Source organism: Streptomyces sp. NPDC021115, from assembly GCF_044333065.1.
Taxonomy (GTDB): Bacteria; Actinomycetota; Actinomycetes; order Streptomycetales; family Streptomycetaceae; genus Streptomyces.
In genome coordinates this window covers 66,587-92,617 of record NZ_JBIRQF010000003.1, presented here as the reverse complement: position 1 = coordinate 92,617, position 26,031 = coordinate 66,587, and the positions used below count along the sequence as shown (strand labels likewise).

Here is a 26,031-nt window from a genome sequence, read left to right as displayed (position 1 = left end):
TTGACTTGAGGAGAACCCTCAGGTCATGTTGGGGCGACACGTCGGGCCGCACGAGCGAACGAGGAGCCGTGGCGATGTCGGAGCAGATCCAGCAGTGCCCCGTCAGTCATACCGACTACCGGACCACCACCGCCCCCGCCGGACACTACGCACTTCTCGACCGCGAACGCGAGGCGAGCCGCTATCACTTCAGCGACACCACCGAGCGCGGCTTCTGGATGCTGACGCGCTACGACGACGTCCTCCAGGGCTTCCAGGACCCCGACACCTTCACCAACGAGGTCACCAGCGCGCTCAACCCCGAACGCGGCATCGACCTGCTTCCCCAGCAGCTCGGCGGCGAGGAGCATGCCCGGCTCCGCCGCGTGGTCAATCCGTACTTCTCCCCCGCCGCGGTCCGCCGGATGGAGCCCTTCGCCACCGCCCGCTGCGTCGAGCTGATCGAGGAGCTGCGGCCCCACGGGAGCTGCGACTTCGTGGCCGAGTTCGCCATCCGCTACCCCACCGATGTCTTCCTCGACCTGCTCGGCCTGCCCACCTCGGACGGCGCGTTCTTCGTGCCCTGGGTCGAGGACGTCTTCGGCGGCATCTTCACCGGGGACGCGGAGCGCGCCCGTTCCGCTTCGGCGAACATCACCGACTACTTCGACGCGCGGGTCAAGGAGCGCCGCCGCGATCCGCTCGACCCCTCCGTGGACCTGGTCTCCCGGCTGGTCCAGGCCCGTCGCGGGGCGGACGAGGAGCCGCTGACCCACGACGAGATCCTGACCGTCTGCATGACGCTCACGATGGCGGGGCTCGACACCACCCGCAGCGCGCTCGGCTACATGTTCTGGCACCTCGCCCGGCACGACGACGACCGCGCGACCCTCACCGGCGACCCGGACGTCGTACCGGCCGCCGTGGAGGAGTTCATACGGCTGTATCCGCTCGTCATCCAGGCCGGGCGCGAGGTGTCCCGGCCCGTCGACCTCGACGGGCTGCGCCTGGACGCGGGCGAGGTGGTGTGGCTCGGCATCGGATCGGCCAACCGCGACCCGCGCAAGTACCCCGAGCCCGACACGTTCCGGCTCGGCCGCAAGGGCGTCAACCAGCACCTGGGGTTCGGCGCCGGACCGCACCGCTGCCTCGGCATGCATCTGGCCCGGGTCGAGCTGGCCATCGTGCTGCGCGAATGGCACCGGCGGATACCCCACTACCGCATAGCCTCCGACGAGCCGCTGGTGGAGCGGGGCAGCCAGCTGACCCTGATGAGCCTGCCGCTGGAGTGGGACGCATGACCGCCTGGCTCCGCGTGGACGCGGCACGCTGCACCGGCCATGGGCGCTGCTACAGCGTGGCACCCGATCTGCTGAGCGACGACGAGGAGGGGTTCGTCGAGCAGCGCGGCACCGACCTCCCCGTACCCGGCCCGCTGCTGGGCCAGGCGGCCGACGCCGAGAGCGCCTGCCCCGAGATGGCGATCAGGCTGCTCGGTGCGGAACCTGAGAGCAGCGAGCCGTGACCGGCCGCCTCGAAGGCCGCGTCGCCGTCGTCACCGGGGGCCTGTCCGGGATCGGCGCCGCGACCGTGCGCCGCTTCCTGGACGAGGGCGCCGCCGTCGTCGCGGGCGATCTGCGCACCCCCGACCCCGCCGATGTCCCTCCCGGATACGGCGACCGCCTCACCCTGCTCACCGCGGATGTCGCCGCCGAGGACGACATCGAGGCGCTGGTCGAGACGGCGGTACGGCGCTACGGGCAGCTCGACGTCATGTTCAACAACGCCGCGGTCCTCGGGGCCATCGGGCCCATCGGCACGGCCGACATGGCCGAGGTCGACCGCACGTTCGCGGTCAATCTGCGCGGCGTGTTCCTCGGCATGAAGCACGCCGCCCGGGTCATGCGGCCCCGGCGCAGCGGCTCCATCATCTCCACCTCCAGCCCCGCGGGGCTCTCCGGCGGCCAGGGCCCGCACGCCTACAGCGCGGCGAAGGCGGCGGTCATCGGCCTCACCCGGTCCGTGGCCGCCGAGCTGCGCGCCGACCTGATCCGGGTCAACGCCGTCGTCCCCGGCGCGACCGTGACCGCGATGATGGCCGACCTCACCACCGGGGACGCGGCCGACCTGGCGGGCGCGGAGCGGAAGATGGCGGAGACCGCGTGGATGGGGCGGCCCATCCAGGCCGACGACATCGCCGAGGCCGTCGCCTTCCTCGCCTCGGACGGCGCGCGCTTCATCACCGGGGAGACCCTGTGCGTCGACGGCGGCATGACCAGCGCGCCCGGGTCCTCGCCGTTTCTCGCCGAGCGCTTCGCGGACACCTCCGCGATCTTCGAAGCCGGACGCAGGAGCCCGCGCCGATGATGCTGGAACACGTGCGGGTACTGGACCTGACCGACGCGCGCGGACTGCTGTGCGGCCGCCTCCTCGCCGACCTCGGGGCCGACACCGTGCAGGTCGAGCCCGCCCGGGGCTCCCCCGCCCGCCACCACTCGCCGCTCACCGGCGGCACCCCGCGCGGTTCGCTGCACTGGCACACGTACGCCGCGAACAAGCGCGGCGTCGCGCTCGACCTGGACGCGCCGAAGGACCTCGCCGCGCTGGAGCACCTGATCGACGCGGCCGACATCCTGGTGACGTCGTACTCCCCCGCCTGGCTCGCCGAGCGCGGCCTCGGCCACCGGCGGCTGCTGCGCGCCCACCCGCACCTGATCTACACGTCCATCACACCGTTCGGGCTGACCGGCCCCAAGGCGCACTACGCCGACAGCGACCTCGTGCTCTGGGCGGCCGGGGGCCCGCTCGACCCGCACCGCGAGGGCGACCGGCCGCCGGTGCGCATCAGTGTCCCGCAGGCGTATCTGCACGCGGCGGCCGACGCCGCGTCCGGTGCGCTGCTCGCCTACCTCGCCCGCCGCGCCACCGGGCGCGGCCAGCTCGTGGACGTCTCCGTGCAGGCGTGTCTGCCGGTGGCCACCCTCGGCCGGGCGCTCGCCGACGCGGTCGGCGACGGGAACCCCGAGTGGCAGCGCACCCCCGTCGCGCGGGGCCCCCGCACGGACCAGAGCGGAAGCGGCGCCGCCACATCGAGCGCGATGAAGAAGTGGGCGTGCCGGGACGGCGTGGTGGAATTCCACCTCGCGATGGGCCCCGCCTCGGGGGGCTTCACCAACACCTTCTTCCGGCTGCTGCACGGCGAGGGCGCCTGCGAGCCGCGCTTCGCCGCATGGGACTGGCGGCGGCTGCCGGAGCGGGTGGAGAGCGGCGAGGTCACCCCGGACGACCTTCAGGCGGCGCGGCGCGACATCCGCGCCTGGTTCGCCGGGAAGACGAAGGCGGAGATCCTGGACGCCGCGATCGAGCACCGGCTGCTGTGCATCGGCATCGCCGACCTGGCCGATGTCGCCGCGAGCCCCCAACTGGCCCACCGCGGCTACTTCACGACCGTCGGCGACGGGCCGCGCCAGGTCACCCTGCCCGGACGGTTCGCCCAGGTCAGCGACTCCCCGTATCCGTGCGTACGGCGTCCGGCGCCGCGTCTGGGCGAGCACACCGACGAGGTGCGCACCGAGTGGACCGCCCCCACGCGGCGACCGGAGGTGTCCGAACGGGCGGCGGCCCCCGCGCTGGAGGGCCTGCGGGTCCTGGACCTGTCGTGGGTGGTCGCGGGGCCCCTCGTCGGGCGGGCGCTCGCCGACCACGGCGCCGAGGTGGTACGCGTCGAGTCCACCCGGCGGATCGAGACCTCGCGCCTGATGCCGCCGTTCCACGGGGGCGTGCCGGGGGTGGAGAACTCGGCCCTGTTCGGCAACGCCAACGCGGGCAAGTACGGCCTCGCACTGGACCTCGGCACCGAGGCCGGACGCGCGGTCGCCGCCGACCTCGCCGCCTGGGCCGATGTGGTGGTGGAGTCCTTCTCGCCCGGCCGGATGGCCCGCTGGGGGCTGGGCCAGGAGACCCTGCGGGCGCACAACCCCCGGCTGATCGTGGTGAGTTCGTCCCTGATGGGGCAGACGGGTCCGCACGCGGCGCTCGCCGGGTACGGCAGCACCGGCGCCTCGCTCAGCGGCTTCCAGCACCTCGTCGGCTGGCCGGACGACCTGCCGATCGGCACCTTCGGCCCGTACACCGACTACGTCGGGCCGCGGATGGCCCTCGTCGCCCTGCTCGCCGCGCTCGAACAGCGCGAGCGGACCGGCCGCGGCTGCGCCATCGACGTCTCCCAGGTCGAGTCGGGCGTCTTCTTCCTGTCGCCCTACTGCGCGCGGTACGCGGCCGACGGCACCGTGGCCGGGCGGCGCGGCAACGCCGACGAAGCGCTCGTACCGCACGGGGTGTACCCCTGCCTGCCGGAGCGCGGCACACCCCGCTATGTCGCCCTGACCGCCCGCGACGACGAGGAGTGGCAGCGGCTGGCCCACGCCATCGGCCGCCCCGACCTCGCCACAGAACCGGCCCTCGCGACCGCCGCCGGGCGCCGGGCCCGGGAGGCCGAACTCGACGCCCACCTGGCCGCGTGGACCGCGGGCCGCACCGCCCTGGAGGCCGAGCGGCTGCTCCAGGCGGCGGGCGTCCCGGCCCATCTCTCCGCCTCCAGCGCCGATCTGTGCGCCGACCCCGCGCTGCTCCACCGCGGCCACTTCGTCCGGCTGCCGCACCCGGTGCACGGCGAGACCGTCGTCGAGGGGCCCCGCGCGGCGCTCTCCCTGACCCCGGGGTCGGTACGCGGCGCCGCGCCGACCCTCGGCCAGCACACCGCGTACGTCCTGCGCGAACTGCTCGGCTATTCCGAGGAGCGGATCCGCACACTCGAAGAGGAGAAGGTGCTGGTGTGAACGAGGACTGGCAGGCGGCCTGGCAGCCGGTCGTGGACGCGGTCGGACGGGACTTCTCCGACGGCGACGCCCCCGTCTTCGGCGCCGACCCCGTCGAGCGCGGCGCGATCCGGCGCTTCCTGGAGCCGCTGGAGCTGGACTGCGCCCTGCACACCGACCCGGCGGTGGCCCGCGCCCATGGCTTCACCGATGTGACCATGCCGTACACGGGCGTCATCACCTGGACGATCCCGCCGATGCGGGAGCCGGGGCAGCCGCTGTTCGACTCCGCCGAGCGGGACGCGCAGCCCGTGCACAGCCCGATCAACAACCAGGACATGCCGCTGGGCCCGCGCACCACGGGCTTCTTCGCCACCGGCATCGAACTCGACTTCCTGCGCCCGGTGGTGGCCGGTGAGCGCGTGGGGCGCAGCGGCAGACGGCTGGTCGACTGCGTCCCGAAGGAGACCTCGGTGGGCCGTGGCGCGTTCCTGACCTGGGAGAGCGACATCGTCACGGAGGCGGACGGCGAGGTCGTCGCCCGGATCCGCACCAGCACCTACGCCTACGAGCCGACGCCGAAGGGAGCCGGAAGGTGACCGCGAGCCCCGCGGCGGAACAGCGCTGCTTCGAGGACGTGCGCGAGGGAGAGGAGCTGCCGAGCGTCGCCTATCCACTGCCCGTCTACCGCCTGGTCATGGCGGCGGGCTCCAATCGCGACTTCAACTCCATCCACCACAACACCGACTACGCGCGGGCCACCGGCGCGCCCGAGATGTACGCCAACACCTCCCTGCTGCTCGGGATGTGGGAGCGGATCGTCCGCGACTGGATCGGCCCGGCCGGGACCATCCGCGGCATCAAGGGGTTCCGGATGCGGGCGTTCAACGTCGTCGGCGACACCACCTGGGTGCATGCCCGGGTGGTGTCGGTGGCCACCGAGGACGGGCCGGGGACGGTCGACATCGAGGTCCGCTGCGAGAACTCCTCCGGCATAACCGTCGGCCCCGGAACGGTCCGGGCGACCCTGCCGCTGCGCGCACCCGGCACGGACTGAGGAGGTGGCCGGATGTCCCATGAGCTCTCCGGCAGGACCGCCATCGCCGGTCTCGGCATCACCGAGCTGGGCAAGGTGTACGGCCGCACGGCGACGGACTTCGCGGTGCGCGCCGTCGCCCTGGCCGCCGAGGACGCCGGGATACCGCTCACCGACATCGACGGGCTGCTCGTCAACCCGGGTGTCGGCGGCGACATCGGGCTACCGCTCCAGGCCGCGCTGGGCGTCGGGGAGCTGCGGCTGCTCTCCACGGTGCAGGGGTTCGGCTCGTCGGCGTGCGCGATGGTGCAGTACGCCGCGCTCGCCATCGAGGCGGGCATGGCGGACGCGGTCGCGTGCGTGTTCGCGGACGCGCCGCTGCGCCAGGGCGCGGGCAGCGGAGCTGCGTACACCGGCGCCGCCCGGCAGGGGTCGGCGCTGGAGGAGCTTCCGCGGGCCGCGGGGCTGAACAGCGCCGCCGCGAAGTACGCGCTCGCCGCCCGCCGCCACATGGAGCGCTACGGGACGACGAGCGAGCAGCTGGGCGCGGTGGCCGTCGCCGCCCGGCAGTGGGCGGCGCTCAACGAGCGGGCGCAGATGAGGGACCGGAAGCTGACGCTGGAGGACCACCAGGCGTCCCGCGTGGTGGCCGACCCGCTGCGGCTGTTCGACTGCTGTCTGGTGAGCAACGGCGGGATCGCCGTCGTCGTCACCAGCGCCGAGCGGGCCCGGGACCTCGCCAGGCCGCCGGTGTACGTGCTCGGCTGGGGCCAGGGCCACCCCGGGCACCCGATGGCACGCGGCAGCGGCTTCGGCCTGGTCACGGGCGCCGCCACGTCCGGCCCTGCCGCGCTCGCCATGGCCGGTCTGTCCCTCTCCGACATCGGCGTCCGGGAGATCTACGACTGCTTCACCTTCACCACGCTGGTGTCGCTGGAGGACTACGGGTTCTGCGCCAAGGGCGACGGCGGCGCGTTCGTGGCCTCGGGGGCCCTCGCGCCCGGTGGCAGCCACCCCACCAACACCGGGGGCGGCCAGCTCTCCTCGTACTACATGTGGGGCATGACGCCGCTGTCGGAAGGCGTCATCCAGGCGCGGGGCGACGGCGGCCCACGGCAGGTGGCGAACGCCGGCGCGATCCTGGTCAGCGGCAACGGCGGGGTGCTCGACCATCACGCGACGCTGATCATCGGCCCGCATCCGCACCCCTGACCACCGGAAGGACGAAGCCGGTGATCATCCGTGACGAACACTCCGCGGAGTTCTTCGACGCCGCGGCGCGGGGCGTGCTGCTGCTGCGCTGGTCGAAGGAGTGCGGCGGCTACCTTCCCCCGGCCGCGACGGTCTGCCCGTGTGCCCCGCTCGCGCCGCTTCAGTGGCGGGAGTCGGCGGGCCTCGGCGAGATCGTCACCTGGACCGTCATCCCGGTGCGCGGCACGGACGCGGCGCCGCCCCCCGTGGTGGCGTACGTCGAGCTGGCTGAAGGACCGTGGATCACGGTGCGGGTACGGGGCATCGACCCGGCCGCGCTCCGGGCGGGCCACCCGGTGCGCATCGGCTTCGAGACCCCCGAGGGCGGCGGCGAGGCCGTACCGATCGCGCTGCCGCCCCACCCCGGCTGAGCCTCACCCCGGCGAGACGGCGATCGACTTGGTCTCCTGGTAGGCGCGCAGGCCCTCCGGGCCCATCTCCCGTCCGACGCCGGACTCCTTGAACCCGCCGAACGGGCTCCCGTACGCCTGCGGGTGGCCGTTGACGCTCACCATGCCGGTGCGCAGCCGCCGCGCCACCGCGAGACCCGCGTCCGGGTCGGCGGTCCACACCGAACCGGAGAGGCCGTACGGGGAGTCCTCCGCGATCGCCACGGCCTCGTCGGTGTCCCGGTACGGGATGACCGCGACGACGGGGCCGAAGATCTCCTCGCGGGCGATCCGCATGCCGTTGTGCACGCCGTCGAAGAGCGTCGGTTCGACGTACCAGCCCGCGTCGAGGCCCTTGGGGCGCCCGCCACCGGCCACGACCCGGGCGCCCTCGGAGCGTCCGGCGGCCAGATAGCCCTCCACGCGGTCCCGTTGGCGCTCGCTGATCAGCGGGCCGACGACGGTCCCGGGCGCGAGCGGGTCGCCCACGGGCACCTCGCGGAAGGCGGCGGCCAGCGCCTCGACGACCGCGTCGTGCCGGGCGGCGGGGGCCAGGATCCGGGTCTGGGCGATGCACGCCTGGCCGTTGACCATCAGCGCCATGGGGAGGATCTTCGAGACGAACGCCTCCAGATCGGCGTCGGGGAGCACGATAGCCGCCGACTTGCCGCCCAGCTCCAGCGTGACGCGGGCGACGCGCTCGGCGCAGACCGCCATGATCCGCTTGCCCGCCGCGCTCGATCCGGTGAACGCCACCTTGTCGACGCCCGCGTGGGCCACGAGGTGGGCACCCGCGTCCCGGTCCCCCGGGATCAGGTTGAAGACGCCCGGCGGAAGGCCCGCCTCGGCCAGCGTCTCCGCCAGTTCGAAGAGGGTGAGCGGGGCCTCAGGGGCGGGCTTGCAGACCACCGAGCAGCCCGCCGCAAGCGCCGGAGCGATCTTGAGCATGGGCGAGCTGAGCGGCCCGTTCCACGGTGTGATCGCGGCGACGACGCCGACCGGTTCCTGGGTGACGAGGCTGGCGTTGCCCGCGTCGTCGGTGCGCAGCTCGTCGGGGTCGGTGGAGCGCACAAGACCGGCGTAGTAGCGCAGATGGCGGATGGGGTTGGGCACATGGGCGGCGGCGCTGAACCAGCGGGGGCAGCCCAGTTCGCTGGTGAGCAGGTCGACCAGGTACTCCGACCGCTCCTGGAGGAGGTCCGCCGCCCGCTCCAGCACCGCGGCGCGCTCCTGCCGCGGCGTCTCCCGCCAGACGCCGGAGTCGAACGAGGCGCGCGCGGCGGCCACGGCCCGCTCCACGTCCTCGGCGGAGGCGAGGACGGTGCGGCCGACGAGGTCCTGGTCGGCGGGGTTGCGGATGTCGAGCGGGGTGCCGCCGCGGGACGCGGTCCAGGCCCCGCCCAGATACATCCGCCGCCGGTCCACGGGGGCGATGGTGGTCACGGGCGTCTCCTTCCGTCTCCTTGAGCCGGGCGTCCGACAAAAACCATGACTATGGATTGCACTGTAGCCGAGATCACCCGCCATGGATGGTGCATCCATCCACATCCCCTCTGAACAGGCGGTGCACGGCTCTGGCCATCCGGGCGAGGACGGGCTTACCGTGAGCCATGTCCCCGAATCTATGCGCAGGAATCGCATAGAAAGCCTTGACGGGTCAGACACGTGGGGCAATCGTGTGGACAGCCCAGCGGCCCCAGGAGGCGTTATGCGGGTACAACTCACGGCGGTCGGGCTGGTGACGGTGATGGCCGCGGGCGGCCTCACCGCATGCGGCTCGTCCTCGTCCGGCAACACATCAGCGGGAGGGAACAAGACCCTCACCCTCGGCACCACCACCGTCGTCTCGCAGTGGGACCCGTATCAGAACGACTGGGGCCCCTTCCTCCAGCCCCAGCAGGCCGCGTACGACAGCCTCGTCCACCGCAACCCGGACGGCTCCTTCGCGCCGGGGCTCGCGACGAAGTGGAGTTACGCCGACCCGTCCACGTTCGACATGACGATCCGCCACGGCGTCACCTTCTCCGACGGCACCAAGCTGGACGCCGCCGCGGTGAAGGCCAACCTCGACCACGGCAAGACCGTCCAGGGACCCAGGACCGACGAGATAGCCGCCATCAGCAAAGTGACGGTCACCGCACCCGACCAGGTGCGCATCAAGCTGTCCCGGCCGGACCCCTCGCTGCCGCTCGTCTTCTCCGCCGTGCTCGGCCAGATGGCGAGCCCGAAGGCGCTGAAGGACCCCGGGCTGCTGAAGAAGAAGCCGGTCGGCGCCGGTCCTTACACCCTGGACACGGCCGCCACCACACCGGGCGACAAGTACACCTTCGTCAAGAACCCGAAGTACTGGGACGCCAAGTCGGTCAAGTTCGACAAGCTGGTGTTCCCGATCATCCAGGACTCCACCGCGTCCCTGAACGCGCTGCGCTCGGGGCAGATCGACGGCGCGATCGGCACCCTCGACGACGTCCCGGCCGCCAAGGCCGCGGGGCTCGCCGTCTCCTCCTCGATGAGCTACTTCACCGCGCTCAACATCAACGACCGCAGCGGCCGCCAGGTCAAGGCGCTCGGCGACGTACGGGTGCGCAGGGCCCTGAACTATGCCGTCGACCGCACGGCGCTCCAGGCCACCGCCGGTGAGGGGCAGCCCACCACGCAGATCTTCCCGCCCGGCCAGCCCGGCTACGTCAAGGCGCTGGACAAGGCGTATCCGTACAGCCCCGCGAAGGCGAAGAAGCTGCTCGCCGAGGCGGGCTACCTGAACGGCATCGACCTCACGGTCACCAACACCGCCGTGCTGTTCTTCGACCGCTACGGACAGGCGCTCGCCCAGCAGTTGAAGAAGTCGGGCATCCGCATCAAGATCCACAACGTCTCGCTGCCGCAGTACCAGGCGCTGCGGCTGTCGGACAAGAACCCGCTGTACGCCTGGTTCTACAACTGGATCGGCACGCCCATCGACGCCAACCGCCTGCTCAGCAAGGACGGCCAGTACAACCCGTACCGGGTCGACAACCCCAAGCTGGACAAGCTCATCGCCAAGGCCGCCGCCGAGACCGGGGCGCGGCAGCGGGCGACGTACGAGGAGATCTCCAAGGAGGTCGTCGACCAGGCGCTCTTCGTCGTCACCAACATCGGCAAGACCTACTACTTCTACAACCCGAAGAAGGTCAAGGAGATGAACTACGTGCCGCTGGAGTCGCTGCCGTTCGTCAGGGGCCTGGAGCCCGCGTCCTGACCGGACCGAGGAGCAAGTGCTGTGCTCAGGACAGTCCTGCGACGGCTCCTGGTCGTCGTCCCGATGCTATGGGGCATCGCCACGGTGGCGTTCTGCCTGGTCAACCTGATCCCTGGATCCCCGGCGCGCACCATCCTGGGCGACGGCGCCACCGCCGGGCAGGTCGCCGCGCTGGACCGGAAGATGGGCTACGACCGGCCGCTCGCCGTCCAGTACTGGTCGTGGCTGTCGCACGTGCTGCGCGGTGACTTCGGCACCTCGCTGCTCACCAGCAGGCCGACCACCGCCGATGTCGGCGCCCGGCTGCCCATCACGCTGTCCGTCGTCGTCGGGGCCGTGCTGCTGACGGTGGTGGTCGGGGTGGCCGTCGGGGTGCTCGGCGCGGTCGGCGGGCGGCGGCTGGACCGCGCGGGGCAGAGCGTGCTCAGCTTCTTCATGGCCGTCCCCAGCTTCTGGCTGGGCGTGCTGCTGGTCTTCCTGCTGTCCATCCGGCTCGGCTGGCTGCCCGCCACCGGCTATGTGCCGTTCGCCCAATCCCCCGGCCGCTGGCTCGCCTCGATCACCCTGCCGTGTCTGTCGGTCGCGGCGGTGGGCATCGCCACCGTCGCCCGGCAGACCCGCGGCGCGATGCTGGACGTGCTCGCCAAGGACTACATCCGCACCCTGCGCGCCGCCGGGGTGTCCAACCGTTCGCTGATCTTCCGGCACGCGCTGCGCAACGCCTCGATCCCCATCGTCACCAGCGTCGGCTTCCAGTTCATCGGCCTGCTCGGCAGCACCGTCATCGTCGAGCAGGTCTTCGCGCTGAACGGGCTCGGGGCGCTGACCCTCTCGGCGGTGAACGGAAAGGACTTCCCCGTGGTGCTCACCGTCGTGCTGTTCACGACCACCCTCGTGCTGGCCGCGAACCTCCTCGTCGACGTCGCCAACGCCTGGCTCAACCCGAAGGCGAGGCGAGTATGAACGTCGGGGTGAACACCGAGGCCGTGGCGGCCGCGCCGGGCCGCCACCGGCGCGCGGGCGACAAGGGCGCGGGCCGGGCGCGCGGCGTGCTGCGCCGCCCGGGGGCCTGGCTGAGCCTGGCGTGGATCGCCCTGGTCGTCCTCGGCAGTGTCTTCGCGTCCGGGCTGGCCCCGCACGATCCGCTCGACCAGAATCTGCGCCGTGTCTACCAGGGCCCGTCCGGTACGTACTGGCTCGGCACCGACTCCCTCGGCCGCGACGTCCTCAGCAGGCTGATGCACGGCGGCGCCCTCAGCCTGCTGGGTTCCGGCGAAGCGGTCCTGGTGGCGCTCCTCGTCGGCGTCCCGCTCGGCCTGCTCGCGGGCTACCGCGGCGGCTGGGCCGACGCCGTCATCAGCCGGATCGCCGAGGCGCTGATGGCCCTGCCCGTGATCATCATCCTGCTCGCGGTGGTCGCGGTGTACGGGCGCGGCTTCGCGGTGTCCATGGGCGCCCTCGGCGTCATCTTCTCCGCCGCCATCATCCGGCTGGTACGGGCCACCACGGCGGCCGTGCGCGGTGAGCTGTACGTCGACGCGGCCCGCGTGTCGGGGCTGCGGGCGCCGCGGATCGTCGTACGGCACGTGCTGCCCAATGTCATCGCGCCCGTGCTCATCCAGAGTTCGCTGACCCTGGGTACCGCGCTGCTGATCCAGTCCGGCCTGGGCTTCCTCGGCCTCGGCCCGCAGCCGCCCGCGCCCAACTGGGGAGCGGGCATCGCCGAGGCGGCCGCCGCCATCAACCAGGACGCCTGGCTGATGGTCCCGACCGGGGGCGTCCTGGTCCTCACCGTCCTGGCCTTCAACTTCCTCGGCGACGCGCTGCGTGACGCGACCCCCGCGGGCCGGGGGCAGGCGGCCACCGGCGGCTTCTTCGCCCGGCGCGCCCTCCCGGCCGACTCCGACGCGGCGGAGCCCGACGACGGCGGTGCGCTGCTGCGGGTCCATGGGCTGGTGGTGTCCTTCCCCGAGGCCGACGGGCGTGACCAGCCGGTGGTCGACGGGGTCGGCTTCGCCGTACGGCCGGGCGAAACGGTCGGCCTGGTGGGCGAGTCGGGGTGCGGCAAGAGCGTCACCGCGCTGTCCGTCCTCGGCCTCGTCCCGGGCTCCGGGCACCTCGCCGGGGGACAGATCCTGTTCGACGGGGCGGACCTCGCCCGGATGCCGGAGAAGCGGCTCGCGGCGTACCGGGGACAGCGGATCGGCTACATCGCGCAGGAGCCGATGACCGCGCTCGACCCGTGCTTCACCATCGGCTCCCAGCTCGCCGAGCCGCTGCGGCGGCACCGCGGGCTGACCAAGGCACAGGCCCGGACGCGCGCCGTCGAACTGCTGAGCCTCGTCGGCATTCCGCGCCCGGAGCAGGTCTGCCGCTCCTATCCGCATCAGCTCTCCGGCGGCATGGCGCAGCGCGCGGCGATCGCGCTCGCCCTGACCGGCGAGCCTGACCTGCTGATCGCGGACGAGCCGACCACCGCCCTCGACGTCACCGTGCAGGCCGAGATCCTCGATCTGCTGCGCTCGCTCCAGGCGGAGCTGGGCATGGCGATGATCCTGGTGACCCACGACCTCGGGGTGGTCGCCGACATCTGCGACCGGGCGGTGGTGATGTACGCGGGGCAGGTGGTCGAGGAGGGCACGGTGGACCAGCTGTTCACGGCCGCCCTGCATCCGTACACCCGTGCCCTGCTGCGCTCCACGCCGGAGCGCGAGGAGACGGCGGCGGGGCAGCTGCCCGCCATCGAGGGGACGGTGCCGCAGCCGCGCGACTGGCCGGCCGGCTGCCGGTTCGCCGCCCGCTGTACGTATGCGACCGAGGCGTGTTCGGCCGCGCCCGTACCGATGCTGGTGCTCGGTCCCGTGCCGGGCGGCCCCCGGGCGGCCCGCTGTATCCGTGCCGACTCCTGGAAGGCGGTGGACCATGAGCGCGCTGCTGGAGCTGTCTGACCTCGCGGTCACCTACCCGGCGCCCGGCCGTCGTGCCGCGCCGCTGTGCGCGGTGGACGGGGTGAGCCTCGCCGTGGCCCCGGGCGAAACGGTGGGTCTGGTCGGCGAGTCCGGCTCGGGCAAGTCGACGATCGGCCGGGCCGTGCTCGGCCTCGTCCGCCCCGCCGAGGGACGGATCTCGTTCGACGGCGCGGACATCACGCACGCGTCCGCACGGGCCCGGCGCGCGCTCGCGTCCGACCTCCAGGTCGTCTTCCAGGATCCGTACAGCTCCCTCAACCCGAGCCATCCGGTGGGCAAGACGCTCGCCGAGCCGCTGCTGCGGCGGAAGGGGACGAGCCGGGAGCAGGCGGGGGCGGAGATCCGGCGGCTGCTGGCGGCCGTCGGGCTGCCCGACGACGCGGCGGACCGGTATCCGGCGCGGTTCTCCGGCGGTCAGCGGCAGCGCGTCGCCATCGCCCGGGCGCTCGCGGTCTCGCCCCGCCTGGTCGTGTGCGACGAACCGGTCAGCGCGCTGGACGTGTCCACCCGGGCCCAGGTGATCAACCTGCTGGCCTCGCTCCAGGCGGAGCTGGGCGTGGCGTATCTGTTCATCGCCCATGACATCGCGGTCGTACGGCACATCTCGCACCGCGTCGTCGTCCTCTACCGGGGCCGGGTCATGGAGTCGGGGCCCGCCGCCGAAGTGTGTCTGCGGCCGAGCCATCCGTACACCCGCGCCCTGGTGGCGGCGGCCCCGGTGCCCGATCCGGCGCTCCAGCGCGAACGCCGCCAGGTGCGGCGGGCCTCGGTGTCGACCTCGACGGCGGCGGCCGGCGCCGTGGCCGGGCCGGGGTGCCCGTTCGCGCCGCGCTGCCCGCACACGGCTCAGGTGTGCTGGACGACCCGGCCCGCCCGCACCGCCGTGGGCGCTGTGGAGGTGAGCTGCCACCGGTACGAGCCGGGTTCGGGCCACCCCGACGCGGGCACACCGCTCCCCGGACCCTCACGGACGGAAAACGGACATGGGCGCCAACCCTGATAAGGGTTCCGGTATACTCCGTCCCATGGAGGGACCTTGGCTATCAGGTGAGGACATGGCGCCGACGAAGACACTCAAGCGCGGGGCCAAGGTCGCCGAGGCGCTGGCGCAGGAGATCGTCCACGACATCGTGAAGCGCAAGCTGCCGCCGGGCACGCTGCTGCCGTCCGAGGCGCAGATGATCGAGGACTACGGCGTGGGGCGCGGTTCGCTCCGCGAGGCGCTGCGCATCCTCGAAGTCCACGGGCTGATCACGATGAAGCCGGGGCGCAACGGCGGCCCGATGGTCATCGAGGTGCGCACCCGTGACTACGGTCGGATGTCGACGCTCTTTTACCACCTCGGCGGCGTCACCTTCCAGGAACTCCTGGAGGCGCGGCTGGTGATGGAGGCGACGATGGCCCGGCTCGCCGCCGAGCGCAACGCGCCGGAGCTGGGTGAGCAGCTGGCCGAGTCGTGCGAGAAGTCCGTGGTGGAGGACGACGATCAGTACTTCGCCGCCACCCACGACTTCCACCGCAAGGTGTCGTCCATGTCGGGGAACCCGATCCTGAACCTGGTGAGCATGTCGCTGGAGGACATCTTCCACGACCAGGTCAGCGGCTTCCTCTTCCCGCCCGACCGGCGCGAGGACGTGCAGGCCACGCACGCGGCCATCGCGCGGGCCATCGCCAAGGGGCAGGCCGCGACGGCGGAGCGGCTGATGCGGCAGCACATGCAGGAGTACGCGGACTACGTGCGCAGGCGCCATCCGCATCTGGTCGACCAGGTCGTCAACTGGCGCTGAGCCCCTGGGCAGTGGTCAGCGGCCGCGCCAGACGGGTGTGCGTTTCCCGGCGAAAGCCGACGCCCCCTCGCGGGCGTCGGCGGAGGCCCGGACCGGCTCGTAGATCGCGTTCTGCCGGGCGAACGCCTCCTCGGCGGGCCACTGGCCGCCCTCGTTCAGGACGCGCTTGGTGGCCCGTACGCCCAGGGGGCCGTTCTCCGCGATCCGCCCCGCCAGCGACAGCGCCTCGGCGAGGGCGCCGCCGGGCGGGGTGAGCCGGTTGACCAGGCCCGCCGCATGCGCCCGTACGGCGTCGATACGGTCCCCGGTCAGCGCCCACTCGGCCGCGGTGCCCAGCGGCACCCGGCGCGGCAGCCGCAGCAGCCCGCCGCCCCCGGCCATCAGCCCGCGGCGCACCTCGGGCAGCCCGAACGAGGCGTCCTCGGCGGCCACGATGAGGTCGCAGGCGAGCGCGATCTCGAACCCCCCGGCCAGCGCGAAGCCCTCGACCGCCGCGATGAGCGGCTTGGCGGGCGGCGCCTCCACCAGCCCGGCGAAGCCGCGGCCCGGCACCGAGGGCCGCTCGCCCGCGAGGAACGCCTTGAGGTCCATTCCGGCGCTGAACGTGCCCCCGGCGCCGGTCAGTACGCCGACGCACAGCGCGTCGTCGGTGTCGAGCCGTTCCATCGCGGAGCCGATCGCCCGCGCGGTGGCGGTGTTCACGGCGTTGCGCACCTCGGGCCGGTCGATGGTGACGACGAGGACGGCGCCCCGGGTCTCGACGGTGACCTCGCCGCTCATCGCGCCTGCATCCGGATCGCGCCGTCGAGGCGGATCGCCTCGCCGTTGAGCATGGGGTTGTCGATGATGTGCAGCGCCAGCCGGGCGTATTCGTCCGGGATGCCGAGGCGGCGCGGATGCGGCGCCATGGTGGCGAGCGAGTCGCGCACCCGCTGCGGGAGCCGGGCCAGGATGGGGGTGTCGAAGAGGCCGGGGGCGATGGTGCACACCCGGATCAGCTTGCCCGCCAGGTCGCGGGCGGCCACGAGGGTGAGTCCGACGATGCCCGCCTTGGCGGACGCGTAGGGGAGTTGGCCGACCTGCCCCTCCCAGGCGGCGACGGAGGCGGTGAGCACGCAGACCCCGCGCTCGCCGTCGACCGGTTCGTTCCGGGCCATCCGGGCGGCCGCGAGGCGCAGCACGTTGAAGGTGCCCATCAGGTTGACGCGGACGACGGACTCGTAGAGTTCGAGGGAGCCGGGTGAGCCGTCGCGCTCCACCAGGCGCATCGCGCCGCCCCGGCCCGCGCAGTGCACGAGCGTGCGCAGCGGGCCGAGGGCTTCGGCGACCGCGAGGGCGTCGGTGACGGCGTCGGGGTCGGTGACGTCGGCGGGCGCGAAGTGGGCGCACGGGCCGAGGTCGGCCGCCACGGCCTTGCCGTCGGACGCGGGCAGGTCGAGCAGGACGGTCGGCACCCCGGCGGCGACCAGCCGCCGGGCGGTGGCGAGGCCCAGGCCCGAGGCGCCGCCGGTCACCACGGCGGACCCTGATGTGACATCCATGGCTGGTCGCTCCTTGAGGGGTGTTCGCGGGCGCGTGTCAGCGCGCGCCGAGGTTTTCGAGGACGAGGGCGTTGGCCATGCCGCCCGCCTCGCACATGGTCTGGAGCCCGTAGCGGCCACCGGTGTCCTCCAGGTGGCCGAGCAGGGTGGTGGCCAGCCGGGCGCCGGAGGCGCCGAGCGGGTGGCCGAGGGCGATGGCACCGCCCCGGGGGTTGAGCCGGTCGTCGGGGAACCCGAACTCGGCCTGCCAGGCGAGCGGCACGCTCGCGAACGCCTCGTTGACCTCGGCGGCGGCGATGTCGTCCAGGGTCAGCCCGGAGCGGCGCAGCACACGCCGGGTGGCGGGGAGCGGGCCGGTGAGCATCAGCAGCGGGTCGTCCCCGCACACGGCGGAGGCCACGATCCGGCCCCGGGGGGTGAGGCCGAGGGCGGCGGCGCGCTCCTCGCTCATCACCAGCAGGGCCGCCGCGCCATCGGTGAGCTGGGAGGAGTTGCCCGCGGTGACCTTCCATTCGAGGTCGGGGAAGCGGCGGTGGAAGCCGGACGCCACGAAGGCCGGGAGGAGTTCGGCCAGCCGCTCGGGGGTCGTACCGGGGCGGATCGTCTCGTCCTCGGAGACGACGCCATCGGGGGTGACGACGGGCACGATCTCGCGGGCGAAGGCGCCGCCGCTCGCGGCCTGCGCGGCGCGCTCGTGCGAGCGCGCGGCGTAGGCGTCGAGCACGTCGCGGCTCAGGTGCCACTTCTCCGCGACGAGTTCGGCCGCGATGCCCTGCGGCAGCAGGCCGGGGGCGTACCGGCGGGCCACTCCCGCGCCGAACGGATCGGCGCCCATGCGGGCCGACCCCATCGGCACGCGGCTCATCGACTCCACCCCGGCCGCGATCACGGTCTCGTACGCCCCGGCGGCCACTCCCTGCACGGCGAAGTCCAGCGCCTGCTGGCCGGAGCCGCATTTGCGCTCGATGGTCACCGAGGGCACATGCTCGGGGAGTCCGGCGGCCAGCCACGCCTGCCGTCCGGGGGTGGCGGACTGCTCACCGGCCTGCCCCGCGCAGCCGACGAGGACGTCGTCCACGGTGCCGGGGTCGATGCCGGTGCGGTCCAGGAGCGCGGTGAGGACCGCCGCCAGCAGATCGACCGGATGGACGGCCGAGAGCGCGCCACCGGGTTTCCCCCGGCCCATGGGAGAGCGCACGGCGTCGACGATGACGGCTGCGGGCATGGCGTTCCCCCGGGTCCTCGGCGGGCGGGCGGCGGCTGATGTGCGGTGCCTTGACACAGAAACTATGAATACCTTTACCATGGATTCGTGTCCGGAACCATGGTGAACGACCCCGCGGACGACCTCTCCGAGCAGCAGCGAGAGGTGCGCCGCATGGCGCGGGAACTGGCCCGGGAGCACTACGCACCGCTGGCCGCGCGATGGGACGCGGAGCGCGTGCCGCTGCCGCACGAGGAGCGCCGCAGGCTCGGCGAACTGGGGCTGCTCGGCATCACGCTGCCCGAGGAGTTCGGGGGTTCCGGCGCCCCGGTGCTGGACGCGCTCGTGGTGATCGAGGAGCTGGCCAAGGAGTGCCGTCCCGCGGCGTTCCAGGTGTTCGAGTGCAACACCGGCCCTGCCACCGTCGTCAATCTGCTCGGCGGCGACGAGCTGCGCGCCCGCTGCCTTCCCCCGATCATCCGCGGCGACGCGACGATGGCGGTGGCGATCTCCGAGCCGGACGCGGGCTCCGCCGCCACCGACATGACCACCCGCGCGGTCCGGGAAGGCGACTCCTACCGTGTCAACGGATCGAAGCGATGGATCTCCGGCGGCGGTCACGCCGATCAGTACCTGCTCTACGCACGGCTCGCCGACGTACCCGGCGCGCGCGGCATCGGCGCGCTGGTGGTCGACGCCGACACCGCGGGCATCAGTTACGGCGCGCAGGAGAAGCTGATGGGCTTCCGGGGCATCCCGTCGTGCGACATCCACTTCGACGACGTGACGGTCCCGGCCGCCAATCTGCTGGTGGACGCGGGCCGCTTCCGCGAGCTGTTCACCGGCTTCTCGCTCGAGCGGCTGGGCAACGCGACCATGAGCCTGGCCCTCGCACAGGCCGCCGTCGACCGCACCGTGGACTATGTGCAGGCCCGCAACGCCTTCGGCAAGCCCCTGATCGAGTTCCAGGCCACCCAGCTGACCCTCGCCGACATGGTGCTCCAGGTCGAGGCGGCCCGGCTGCTGGTGTACCGGGCGGCGCGGCGCGCCGGGCGGGGCCTGCCGTCGCCACTGGAGGTGTCGCTGGCCAAGTGCACGGCCAACGAGACCGCGAAGCGTGTCACCGACCTGGCCATGCAACTGCACGGCGGCAACGGCTACACCGAGGAGTACGGCATCGAGCGGCTGCACCGCGACGCCCACGGCTGGGCGCTGGCGGGCGGCACACCCACCATGCAGCGCACCCGCATCGTCTCCGAGCTGCTGGGCCGGAGCTTCGACCAGCGCCGCTGACCACCCCACCCCGGCCCCGCGGGGATGCGAACGCGAAGGAGACCGCCCATGCCCTTCGAACTGCCCCCGCGCCACCGGGACCTGCGGACCCGCGCCATGGAGCTGGCCGAGCGGCTGCGGCCCGGCGCCGACCGCGCCGACGCCGCCACCGGCGTCGACCCGGCCACGCGGGACGCGCTGCGCGCCAGCGGCCTGGTCCGGCTCACCGTCCCCGCCGCGTACGGCGGGGAGGACGAGCGCGTGGACCCGCTCGCCGTCACGGTGGTGCGCGAGGCGCTGATGGGCGTCTCCGCGCATCTGGACTCGCTGTTCGCCATGCAGGGCATCGGCGGCTTCGCGCTGGCCGCGGCCGCCGCGCGGCTACGGGACGCCTGGCTCCCCAAGGTCGCCGCGCTGGAGGCGATCGCCGCGCTGGCGCTCACCGAACCCGAGATCGGCTCCGATCTGCGGTCGGTCACCACCCGGGTCACGGAAGGCGACGGCGGGCTCGTCGTCAGCGGCCGCAAGTCATGGATCACCAACGCCGGTGCGGCCGACTTCTACACCGTGCTGTGCCGGGAGGGCGAAGGGCACAGCCTGGTGCTCGTGCCCGGCGACGCCCCGGGCGTACGAGTGGAGAGCGGCCCGGACATCATCGCGCCGCACATCCTCGGCACGGTGTTCCTGGACGGGGTGACGGTCCCGGCGGACCACCGGATCGGCGCACCGGGCGGTGCGTTCCCGCTGGTGCTGCGGACCCTGTCCACCTTCCGCGTCTCGGTGGCGGGTTCGGCCGTCGGGCTCGCCCAGGCGGCGCTCGACGAGGCCGTACGGCACACCACCTCGCGCGAGCAGTTCGGCACCACGCTCTCCCGGCTCGGGCCCCTACCCCATCTGCTGGGCACCTCGTGGTGGGAGATCGAGGCCGCGCGCGCCCTGACCTACACGGCGGCGGCCAGGGCGGCCGAGGACCCGGCGGCGGCGCTCCCCTGGTCCTCCATGGCCAAGGTGGCGGCCACCGAGACCGCGGGCCGGGTGGTGGACCGCTGTGTGCAGATGATGGGCCGCTTCGGCCTCGTCACGGGGTCCACCATCGAACGGCTCTACCGCAATGCCCGGCCCTTGCGGATCTACGAGGGCGGCAACGAGGTGCTGACGGGCCAGCTCGCCAAGACGCTCACCCGGGGCCGGGCCTGAACCCTGGCCGCCGGGGCCGAACCCTGGCCCCGAAACCATGACTATGGTTATATCGTTTCTGTTCGAGTCATCGCCACCGCGCGGACAAGGGGTGAGATGAGGACCTACACGGACCTGGTGCCGGCCTTCCCGGACCAGCGCGACTGGACCCTGGCGACCGTGCTGCGCCACCAGGCGGACGTCCGCCCCGAGGCGGTCTTCCTCGACGTACCGGAGGAGCACCGCACCTTCAGCTACGCGCAGTCCCTGGAGCAGGCCGCGTCGGTGGCCGACGCGCTGGCCGCGGCCGGGGCCGAACCCGGCGACCGGGTGCTCGTCATGGCGGCCAACTCCTCGCAGTTCGTCCGCACCTGGCTCGGGGTGTCGCTCGGCGGCTATGTCGAGGTGCCCGTGAACACCGCGTACGAGGGCGTGTTCCTCGGCCACCAGCTGGCGACCGCGGGCCCGCGCTGGGCGGTGGTGGACGACGTACTCGCCGACCGGTTCCTCGCGATCGCCGACGACGCCCGCGCCATCGAATGCTTCTGGGTCGTCGACACCGGCTCCCGCGACGGCGCCCTGCGCGCGCTGCGCGACGCCGGGTGGCGGGCGGAGCCCTGGGAGGAGCTGGCGCGCGGCGCCCGGCCCGGTGCGCAACCGGCACAGCCCGTGCCCTCCTCCCTGGCGTCCATCTTCTTCACCTCCGGCACCACAGGGCCCTCCAAGGGCGTGGCGATGCCGCACGCCCAGATGCACTTCTTCGGCGAGGAGGTGGTCAGCCTCCAGCGGCTGACCGCCGACGACGTGTACTTCACCTGCACCCCGCTCTTCCACGGCAACGCCCAGTTCATGGCCGCGTATCCGGCCCTGATCGCCGGGGCGCGGCTGGTGGTGCGGCCGCGCTTCAGCGCCAGCCGGTGGGTCGGCCAGCTGCGCACCTCCGGCGCCACCGTCACCAACCTCATCGGCGTGATGATGGACTTCATCTGGAAGCAGCAGCCCCGGCCCGACGACGCCGACAACCGGCTGCGCTCGGTCTTCGCCGCGCCCACCGCCGCCTCCATCCTGGCGGGATTCCGCGAGCGCTACGGCATCGAGTCGTTCGTCGAGGTCTTCGGGCTCACCGAGACCAGCGCGCCGATCCTCAGCCCGTACGGCGAGGACCGCCCGGCCGGGGCCGCCGGGCTCCAGGCCGCCGACTGGTTCGACATCCGGCTGGTCGACCCGGACACCGACCGGGAGGTGCCGACCGGCGAGACCGGTGAGCTGGTCGTCCGCCCGAAGCACCCCTGGACGTGCAGCATGGGCTACTACGGGATGCCCGAGCGCACCACCGAGGCCTGGCGCAACCTCTGGTTCCACACCGGCGACGCCCTGCGCAAGGACGCGGACGGCTGGTACTACTTCGTGGACCGCTACAAGGACGCGCTGCGCCGCCGGGGCGAGAACATCAGCTCGTACGAGGTCGAACAGGCCCTGCTCGCCTGTGACGCCGTCCTGGAGTGCGCCGTGATCGGTGTCGCCGCCGGGGTCGAGGCGGGCGAGGACGAGGTGCTGGCCTGCGTCGTCGCCGCGCGTGACCTCGACCCCGCCGAGCTGTGGGAGTGGTGCGAGGGGCGCGTCCCCGCGTTCGCCGTCCCCCGCTTCGTACGCTTCGTCGACCGGCTCCCCAAGACCCCGTCGGAGCGGGTGCGCAAGACCCTGCTGCGCGCCGAGGGCGTCACCCCCGGCACCCACGACCGGCTCGCCCCGCGCGGCGCCCCGGCACCGGAGCGCACCCCGTGAGCGGGGAGCGGGGCAGCTGCCCCGGGCCGCTCGCCGGGGTCACCGTGCTCGAACTGGGCACGATGTACGCGGCCCCCACGGCCGGACGGATGCTGCGCGACTTCGGCGCCCGCGTCATCAAGGTCGAGGACCCGTCGACCGGGGACTTCGCCCGGCACTGGATGCCGCAGTACAACGGCCTCGCGCTCGGCTTCGCCCGGCTCAACGCGGGCAAGGAGTCCATCGGCATCGACCTGCGCCGCCCGGCGGGCCGCGACCTGGTGCGCAGGCTCGCCGCGCGGGTGGACGTGGTGCTGGAGTCCTTCCGGCCCGGCAGGCTGGAGGAGTGGGGGCTCGGCTACGACGTGCTGACCGCCGACAATCCGGGCCTGGTGCTCACCCGCGTCTCCGGCTTCGGGCAGACCGGTCCGTACCGGGCCCGCCCGGGATTCGGCACGGTGGCCGAGACCGCGAGCGGCTACGCGTTCACCAACGGCTGGCCCGACACCCCGCCCACCTCGCCGCCGTTCGGCTTCGCCGACTCCATCGCCGGGCTCTCGGCCGCCTTCGGCACGGTCACCGCGCTGCTGTCCAGGGCCCGCACCGGCCGGGGCGACGCGGTGGACGTCGCCCTGTACGAGCCGCTGATGTTCATCCTCGGCGACAGCATCCTGCGCTACACCAGCAGCGGCGAGATCCAGCAGCGGGTCGGCAACGGCTCGGGATCGGCGTCACCGCGCGGCATCTACCAGGCGGGGGACGGCACCTGGCTGTCCATCGCCGCGTCCTCGCAGACCATCGCGCTGCGCCTGTTCACCGCCATGGGCCACCCCGAGTTCGGCGACGACCCCCGGTTCGCCACCAACCCGGCGCGCATGGAGCACAACGAGGAACTCCAGCGCCTGGTCGGCGCGTGGGTGCGGCAGCGGCCGCGCGCCGAGGTGCTCGCCGACCTGGAGGCGCACGAGGTGGTCGCCGCGCCCGTCAACGACGCCAAGGACATCGTCGAGGACCCCCACTTCCGCAGCCGCACCCTGGTCGAGCTGGCCGGTACCGCCCTCGGGCGGGTGCTGGTGCCGGGCCCGGTCGTCCACCTGGACAGCTACCCGGGCCCGCTGTACGAGGGGGTGCCCGGCATCGGCGAGCACACCGCGCCCGCGCTCACCGAACTGCTCGGCCTCACCCCGGGGGAACTGGCCGAACTGGCCGCGTCCTTCGCCGTGGCCCCGGACCGGACCCGCGTGCCATGACCCTCGAAGGCCGGGTGGCGCTGGTGACCGGCGGCAGCCGTGGCCTCGGCCGGGAGATCGTGCTGGGCCTGGCCGGCGCCGGGGCCGACGTCGTGATCGCCAGCCGCACCCTGGAGCGCTGCGCCGAGGTCGCCGACGAGGTGCGCCGGACCACCGGGCGGCGCGCCCTGCCGTACGCCTGCCACGTCGGGCGGTGGGACGGGCTGGACGCCCTGGTCGACGCCGTGTACGCCGAGTTCGGGCGGCTCGACGTCCTCGTCAACAACGCGGGGATGTCGCCGCGTTACGACACCGTCGCGGAGGTCTCCGAAGTCCTCTTCGACAAGGTGATCGGGGTCAACCTGAAGGGACCCTTCCGGCTGGCGGCGCTCGCGGGCACCCGGATGGCCGCGGAGCAGGGCGGCAGCATCATCAACATCAGCAGCACCGCCGCCGTGCGCCCCCGGGCCGACGTCCTGCCGTACGCCGCGGCCAAGGCCGGGCTCAACGCCCTCACCGCGGGCCTCGCCCACGCCTTCGGCCCCACGGTGCGGGTCAACGCCATCATGGCCGGAACCTTCCACACCGATGTGACCGCCGCCTGGGACATGGATGCCTTCGCCGCCCGGGCGGCGGGCTTCGCGCTGCGCCGGGGCGGGCAGCCCGCCGAAATCGTCGGCACCGCGCTGTATCTGGCCTCCGGCGAACTGTCCTCGTACACCACCGGCTCGGTCATCGCCGTCGACGGCGGCCAGCCGTGAAGGGAGCGGGTCCGAAGTGATCATCGATGTGCACTGCCACGCCTGGCCCGACGCCCTCGCGGAACGCGCCCTCGGCGGCCGGGTGCCCCAGCTGGAGCGGCACGGCGACGGCAAGATCTCCACCCTGCACCGGGTGCTGGCCCGCTCCGGCGTCGACAAGGGCGTCCTGCTCGGCATCGCCGACACCGCCCGGCACGTCGACGCGGTCAACCGCTTCGTCGCGACCCAGCGCGGCCCTGACCTGCTGCCCTTCGGCACCGTCCACCCGGACCTGCCGCTGGAGGACAACCTCGCGAGCCTGCGCCGCCACGGCATCGCGGGGGTCAAACTCCACTCCCTCTTCCAGGGATTCGCCTACGACGACCCACGGGTGTGGGACCTGCTGGAGGCGTTCGGCTCGCGGATCGCCGTCATCGCCCACGTCGGCGCGGGCGGCGACCGGCAGAGCAACGAGCGGGCCACCCCCGCGATGATCCGCGCCATCGTGCGGCGTTTCCCCGATCTTCGTCTGATCGCCTGCCACTTCGGCGGCTACCACCGGCTGGAGGAGGCGGAGGAGCAGCTGCTCGGCGAGAACGTGCACCTGGAGACCTCCTGGCCGCCGACCATGGCCCGGCTCGCGCCCGAGCGCGTACGGACCATCATCGGACGGCACGGCGCGGACCGGGTGGTCTTCGGCTCCGACTGGCCGATGGCCGACCCGGCGGCGGAGATCGCGGCGATCCGGGCCCTCGGCCTGTCCGAGGAGGCCACCGAGGGCATCCTCGGCGGCAACTTCGCCCGCCTCATGGGGCTGGACGCCGGACGAACACCCCGCCGCCACGACCGGGCGGGGCAGCCATGACCGGCGACGTCCTGGTCGAGCGGCGCGGCGACGCCACCTGGATCACCCTCAACCGCCCCGACCGCCGCAACGCCTACGACCCCGCCATGGCCGAGGCGGTGGCGGCCGCCCTCGACGGCGCCAGCCGCTCCCGCGCGGTCGTCATCACCGGCGTCCCCGGCAGCTTCTGCGCCGGTGGCGCCCTCACCGGCCTCAGCCGTCCCGACGTGACCGCGATGCGCGGCCTCTACCGGGCCTCCCTGCGGCTCTTCGACGCCGTACGGAACTGCCCCCGCCCGGTCATCGCCGCCGTGGGCGGCGCGGCGGCCGGGGGCGGCAACGAACTCGTCGTCGCCTGCGACCTCGCCGTCGCCGCCGAGTCGGCGACGTTCGGGCAGACCGGCCCCCGGGTCGGCAGCTCCCCCGTCACCGGCGCCACCAATGTGATGGGCGTGCAGATCGGCGAGAAGCGCGCCAAGGAGATGGCCATGCTCTGCCGCCGCTACTCCGCCGCGCAGGCGCTGGAATGGGGCCTGGTCAACGCCGTGGTCCCGGACGCCGAGCTGGTGCCGACCGTCGAGTCGTGGATCGCCGAACTCGCGCAGCTCAGCCCGCGCTATCTGGAGATCACCAAGATCAGCTCCAATGTGTGGTGGAACGCGGCCCGCGACTCCTTCAGCAGCGGCCTCGGCATGCTCGTGCAGTCCATCGGCAGCCCCGACATGGCCGAGGGCGCGCAGGCGTTCCTCGACAAGCGCCGCCCCCGCTTCCCCGGCCCCGACGCCTGAGGAGGCG

24 protein-coding genes are annotated in these 26,031 nt (G+C 73.2%); 20 read left to right on the top strand and 4 right to left on the bottom strand.

Annotation, left to right across the window (positions count from 1 at the left end; genetic code table 11):
• Nucleotides 1-74 precede the first annotated feature (74 nt).
• Genes ACH4TL_RS10925 through ACH4TL_RS10890 form a run of 8 tightly spaced genes read left to right on the top strand, consistent with a single transcriptional unit; the run spans nt 75 to nt 7,454 of the window.
• Nucleotides 75-1,280 (top strand): cytochrome P450, encoded by a 1,206-nt coding sequence (locus ACH4TL_RS10925; RefSeq protein WP_398326259.1) that lies wholly within the window; start codon nt 75-77, stop codon nt 1,278-1,280.
• The gene (locus tag ACH4TL_RS10920; protein WP_398326256.1) at nt 1,277-1,504 is read left to right on the top strand and encodes a ferredoxin; all 228 of its coding nucleotides are present in this window, start codon (nt 1,277-1,279) and stop codon (nt 1,502-1,504) included. The genes ACH4TL_RS10925 and ACH4TL_RS10920 overlap by 4 nt, the downstream gene beginning before the upstream one ends.
• Entirely contained in the window at nt 1,501-2,346 is an 846-nt protein-coding gene (locus tag ACH4TL_RS10915) for a glucose 1-dehydrogenase (RefSeq protein WP_398326253.1), read from the top strand. The genes ACH4TL_RS10920 and ACH4TL_RS10915 overlap by 4 nt, the downstream gene beginning before the upstream one ends.
• Nucleotides 2,343-4,817, top strand: coding sequence for a CoA transferase (locus ACH4TL_RS10910; protein WP_398326250.1), 2,475 nt, complete (start codon nt 2,343-2,345; stop codon nt 4,815-4,817). Before ACH4TL_RS10915 ends, ACH4TL_RS10910 begins: the two co-directional genes overlap by 4 nt.
• Nucleotides 4,814-5,395 (top strand): MaoC family dehydratase N-terminal domain-containing protein, encoded by a 582-nt coding sequence (locus ACH4TL_RS10905; RefSeq protein WP_398326248.1) that lies wholly within the window; start codon nt 4,814-4,816, stop codon nt 5,393-5,395. The genes ACH4TL_RS10910 and ACH4TL_RS10905 overlap by 4 nt, the downstream gene beginning before the upstream one ends.
• Nucleotides 5,392-5,853, top strand: a complete 462-nt coding sequence (locus ACH4TL_RS10900) for an acyl dehydratase (RefSeq protein ID WP_398326245.1) — start codon at nt 5,392-5,394, stop codon at nt 5,851-5,853. The genes ACH4TL_RS10905 and ACH4TL_RS10900 overlap by 4 nt, the downstream gene beginning before the upstream one ends.
• A 12-nt stretch (nt 5,854-5,865) precedes the next feature.
• Complete coding sequence (locus tag ACH4TL_RS10895) at nt 5,866-7,044, top strand: thiolase C-terminal domain-containing protein (protein WP_398326242.1); 1,179 nt, start codon at nt 5,866-5,868, stop codon at nt 7,042-7,044.
• A 20-nt stretch (nt 7,045-7,064) separates the two neighbouring features.
• Nucleotides 7,065-7,454 (top strand): Zn-ribbon domain-containing OB-fold protein, encoded by a 390-nt coding sequence (locus ACH4TL_RS10890; protein ID WP_398326239.1) that lies wholly within the window; start codon nt 7,065-7,067, stop codon nt 7,452-7,454.
• A 3-nt stretch (nt 7,455-7,457) separates the two neighbouring features.
• Here the strand turns inward: ACH4TL_RS10890 and ACH4TL_RS10885 are convergent, their stop codons facing one another.
• Entirely contained in the window at nt 7,458-8,915 is a 1,458-nt protein-coding gene (locus tag ACH4TL_RS10885) for an aldehyde dehydrogenase (protein WP_398326236.1), read from the bottom strand.
• A 265-nt stretch (nt 8,916-9,180) separates the two neighbouring features.
• Here ACH4TL_RS10885 and ACH4TL_RS10880 point away from each other — a divergent pair, with 265 nt between their 5' ends.
• From ACH4TL_RS10880 to ACH4TL_RS10860, 5 genes are read left to right on the top strand one after another with little or no spacing between them, the layout of a single operon-like run.
• Nucleotides 9,181-10,710: an ABC transporter substrate-binding protein gene (locus tag ACH4TL_RS10880; protein WP_398326233.1), complete on the top strand. Its 1,530-nt coding sequence runs from the start codon at nt 9,181-9,183 to the stop codon at nt 10,708-10,710.
• A 21-nt stretch (nt 10,711-10,731) separates the two neighbouring features.
• Complete coding sequence (locus tag ACH4TL_RS10875; protein ID WP_398326230.1) at nt 10,732-11,673, top strand: ABC transporter permease; 942 nt, start codon at nt 10,732-10,734, stop codon at nt 11,671-11,673.
• Nucleotides 11,670-13,658 (top strand): dipeptide/oligopeptide/nickel ABC transporter permease/ATP-binding protein, encoded by a 1,989-nt coding sequence (locus ACH4TL_RS10870; protein WP_398326227.1) that lies wholly within the window; start codon nt 11,670-11,672, stop codon nt 13,656-13,658. Before ACH4TL_RS10875 ends, ACH4TL_RS10870 begins: the two co-directional genes overlap by 4 nt.
• The gene (locus tag ACH4TL_RS10865; protein ID WP_398326224.1) at nt 13,633-14,679 is read left to right on the top strand and encodes an oligopeptide/dipeptide ABC transporter ATP-binding protein; all 1,047 of its coding nucleotides are present in this window, start codon (nt 13,633-13,635) and stop codon (nt 14,677-14,679) included. Before ACH4TL_RS10870 ends, ACH4TL_RS10865 begins: the two co-directional genes overlap by 26 nt.
• A 55-nt stretch (nt 14,680-14,734) precedes the next feature.
• On the top strand, nt 14,735-15,466 hold the full coding sequence (locus ACH4TL_RS10860) for a FadR/GntR family transcriptional regulator (RefSeq protein ID WP_398326221.1): 732 nt from the start codon (nt 14,735-14,737) through the stop codon (nt 15,464-15,466).
• Nucleotides 15,467-15,481: 15 nt separating this feature from the next.
• Here ACH4TL_RS10860 and ACH4TL_RS10855 read toward each other — a convergent pair whose 3' ends face one another.
• The 3 genes from ACH4TL_RS10855 to ACH4TL_RS10845 are packed head-to-tail and all read right to left on the bottom strand — an operon-like array spanning nt 15,482 to nt 18,232.
• Nucleotides 15,482-16,246, bottom strand: coding sequence for a crotonase/enoyl-CoA hydratase family protein (locus ACH4TL_RS10855; RefSeq protein ID WP_398326218.1), 765 nt, complete (start codon nt 16,244-16,246; stop codon nt 15,482-15,484).
• Nucleotides 16,243-17,007: an SDR family NAD(P)-dependent oxidoreductase gene (locus tag ACH4TL_RS10850; RefSeq protein ID WP_398326215.1), complete on the bottom strand. Its 765-nt coding sequence runs from the start codon at nt 17,005-17,007 to the stop codon at nt 16,243-16,245. Before ACH4TL_RS10850 ends, ACH4TL_RS10855 begins: the two co-directional genes overlap by 4 nt.
• Nucleotides 17,008-17,044: 37 nt before the next feature.
• On the bottom strand, nt 17,045-18,232 hold the full coding sequence (locus ACH4TL_RS10845; protein WP_398326212.1) for a thiolase family protein: 1,188 nt from the start codon (nt 18,230-18,232) through the stop codon (nt 17,045-17,047).
• A gap of 87 nt (nt 18,233-18,319) precedes the next feature.
• On the opposite strand from ACH4TL_RS10845, the gene ACH4TL_RS10840 reads away from it, so the two are divergent.
• The 7 genes from ACH4TL_RS10840 (at nt 18,320) to ACH4TL_RS10810 (ending at nt 26,024) form a co-directional block, all read left to right on the top strand.
• Entirely contained in the window at nt 18,320-19,504 is a 1,185-nt protein-coding gene (locus ACH4TL_RS10840) for an acyl-CoA dehydrogenase family protein (RefSeq protein ID WP_398326209.1), read from the top strand.
• A 48-nt stretch (nt 19,505-19,552) separates the two neighbouring features.
• Nucleotides 19,553-20,680: an acyl-CoA dehydrogenase family protein gene (locus ACH4TL_RS10835; protein WP_398326206.1), complete on the top strand. Its 1,128-nt coding sequence runs from the start codon at nt 19,553-19,555 to the stop codon at nt 20,678-20,680.
• Nucleotides 20,681-20,776: 96 nt separating this feature from the next.
• Nucleotides 20,777-22,444 (top strand): AMP-binding protein, encoded by a 1,668-nt coding sequence (locus ACH4TL_RS10830; RefSeq protein ID WP_398326203.1) that lies wholly within the window; start codon nt 20,777-20,779, stop codon nt 22,442-22,444.
• Nucleotides 22,441-23,673: a CaiB/BaiF CoA transferase family protein gene (locus ACH4TL_RS10825; RefSeq protein ID WP_398326200.1), complete on the top strand. Its 1,233-nt coding sequence runs from the start codon at nt 22,441-22,443 to the stop codon at nt 23,671-23,673. Before ACH4TL_RS10830 ends, ACH4TL_RS10825 begins: the two co-directional genes overlap by 4 nt.
• A complete protein-coding gene (locus ACH4TL_RS10820; protein WP_398326197.1) occupies nt 23,670-24,413 on the top strand; it encodes an SDR family NAD(P)-dependent oxidoreductase in 744 nt (247 codons plus the stop codon). The genes ACH4TL_RS10825 and ACH4TL_RS10820 overlap by 4 nt, the downstream gene beginning before the upstream one ends.
• 16 nt (nt 24,414-24,429) lie before the next feature.
• Nucleotides 24,430-25,257: an amidohydrolase family protein gene (locus tag ACH4TL_RS10815; RefSeq protein WP_398326194.1), complete on the top strand. Its 828-nt coding sequence runs from the start codon at nt 24,430-24,432 to the stop codon at nt 25,255-25,257.
• Entirely contained in the window at nt 25,254-26,024 is a 771-nt protein-coding gene (locus tag ACH4TL_RS10810; protein WP_398326191.1) for an enoyl-CoA hydratase/isomerase family protein, read from the top strand. Before ACH4TL_RS10815 ends, ACH4TL_RS10810 begins: the two co-directional genes overlap by 4 nt.
• Nucleotides 26,025-26,031: the final 7 nt, after the last annotated feature.

Excerpts from the sequence above, each read along its gene's own strand:
- ACH4TL_RS10925 (WP_398326259.1), top strand. The coding sequence starts at position 75 with ATGTCGGAGCAGATCCAGCAGTGCCCCGTCAGTCATACCGACTACCGG.
- ACH4TL_RS10920 (WP_398326256.1), top strand. The coding sequence starts at position 1,277 with ATGACCGCCTGGCTCCGCGTGGACGCGGCACGCTGCACCGGCCATGGG.
- ACH4TL_RS10910 (WP_398326250.1), top strand. The coding sequence starts at position 2,343 with ATGATGCTGGAACACGTGCGGGTACTGGACCTGACCGACGCGCGCGGA.
- ACH4TL_RS10895 (WP_398326242.1), top strand. The coding sequence starts at position 5,866 with ATGTCCCATGAGCTCTCCGGCAGGACCGCCATCGCCGGTCTCGGCATC.
- ACH4TL_RS10880 (WP_398326233.1), top strand. The coding sequence starts at position 9,181 with ATGCGGGTACAACTCACGGCGGTCGGGCTGGTGACGGTGATGGCCGCG.
- ACH4TL_RS10870 (WP_398326227.1), top strand. The coding sequence starts at position 11,670 with ATGAACGTCGGGGTGAACACCGAGGCCGTGGCGGCCGCGCCGGGCCGC.
- ACH4TL_RS10865 (WP_398326224.1), top strand. The coding sequence starts at position 13,633 with ATGAGCGCGCTGCTGGAGCTGTCTGACCTCGCGGTCACCTACCCGGCG.
- ACH4TL_RS10860 (WP_398326221.1), top strand. The coding sequence starts at position 14,735 with ATGGCGCCGACGAAGACACTCAAGCGCGGGGCCAAGGTCGCCGAGGCG.
- ACH4TL_RS10855 (WP_398326218.1), bottom strand. The coding sequence starts at position 16,246 with ATGAGCGGCGAGGTCACCGTCGAGACCCGGGGCGCCGTCCTCGTCGTC.
- ACH4TL_RS10850 (WP_398326215.1), bottom strand. The coding sequence starts at position 17,007 with ATGGATGTCACATCAGGGTCCGCCGTGGTGACCGGCGGCGCCTCGGGC.
- ACH4TL_RS10845 (WP_398326212.1), bottom strand. The coding sequence starts at position 18,232 with ATGCCCGCAGCCGTCATCGTCGACGCCGTGCGCTCTCCCATGGGCCGG.
- ACH4TL_RS10835 (WP_398326206.1), top strand. The coding sequence starts at position 19,553 with ATGCCCTTCGAACTGCCCCCGCGCCACCGGGACCTGCGGACCCGCGCC.
- ACH4TL_RS10830 (WP_398326203.1), top strand. The coding sequence starts at position 20,777 with ATGAGGACCTACACGGACCTGGTGCCGGCCTTCCCGGACCAGCGCGAC.
- ACH4TL_RS10820 (WP_398326197.1), top strand. The coding sequence starts at position 23,670 with ATGACCCTCGAAGGCCGGGTGGCGCTGGTGACCGGCGGCAGCCGTGGC.
- ACH4TL_RS10810 (WP_398326191.1), top strand. The coding sequence starts at position 25,254 with ATGACCGGCGACGTCCTGGTCGAGCGGCGCGGCGACGCCACCTGGATC.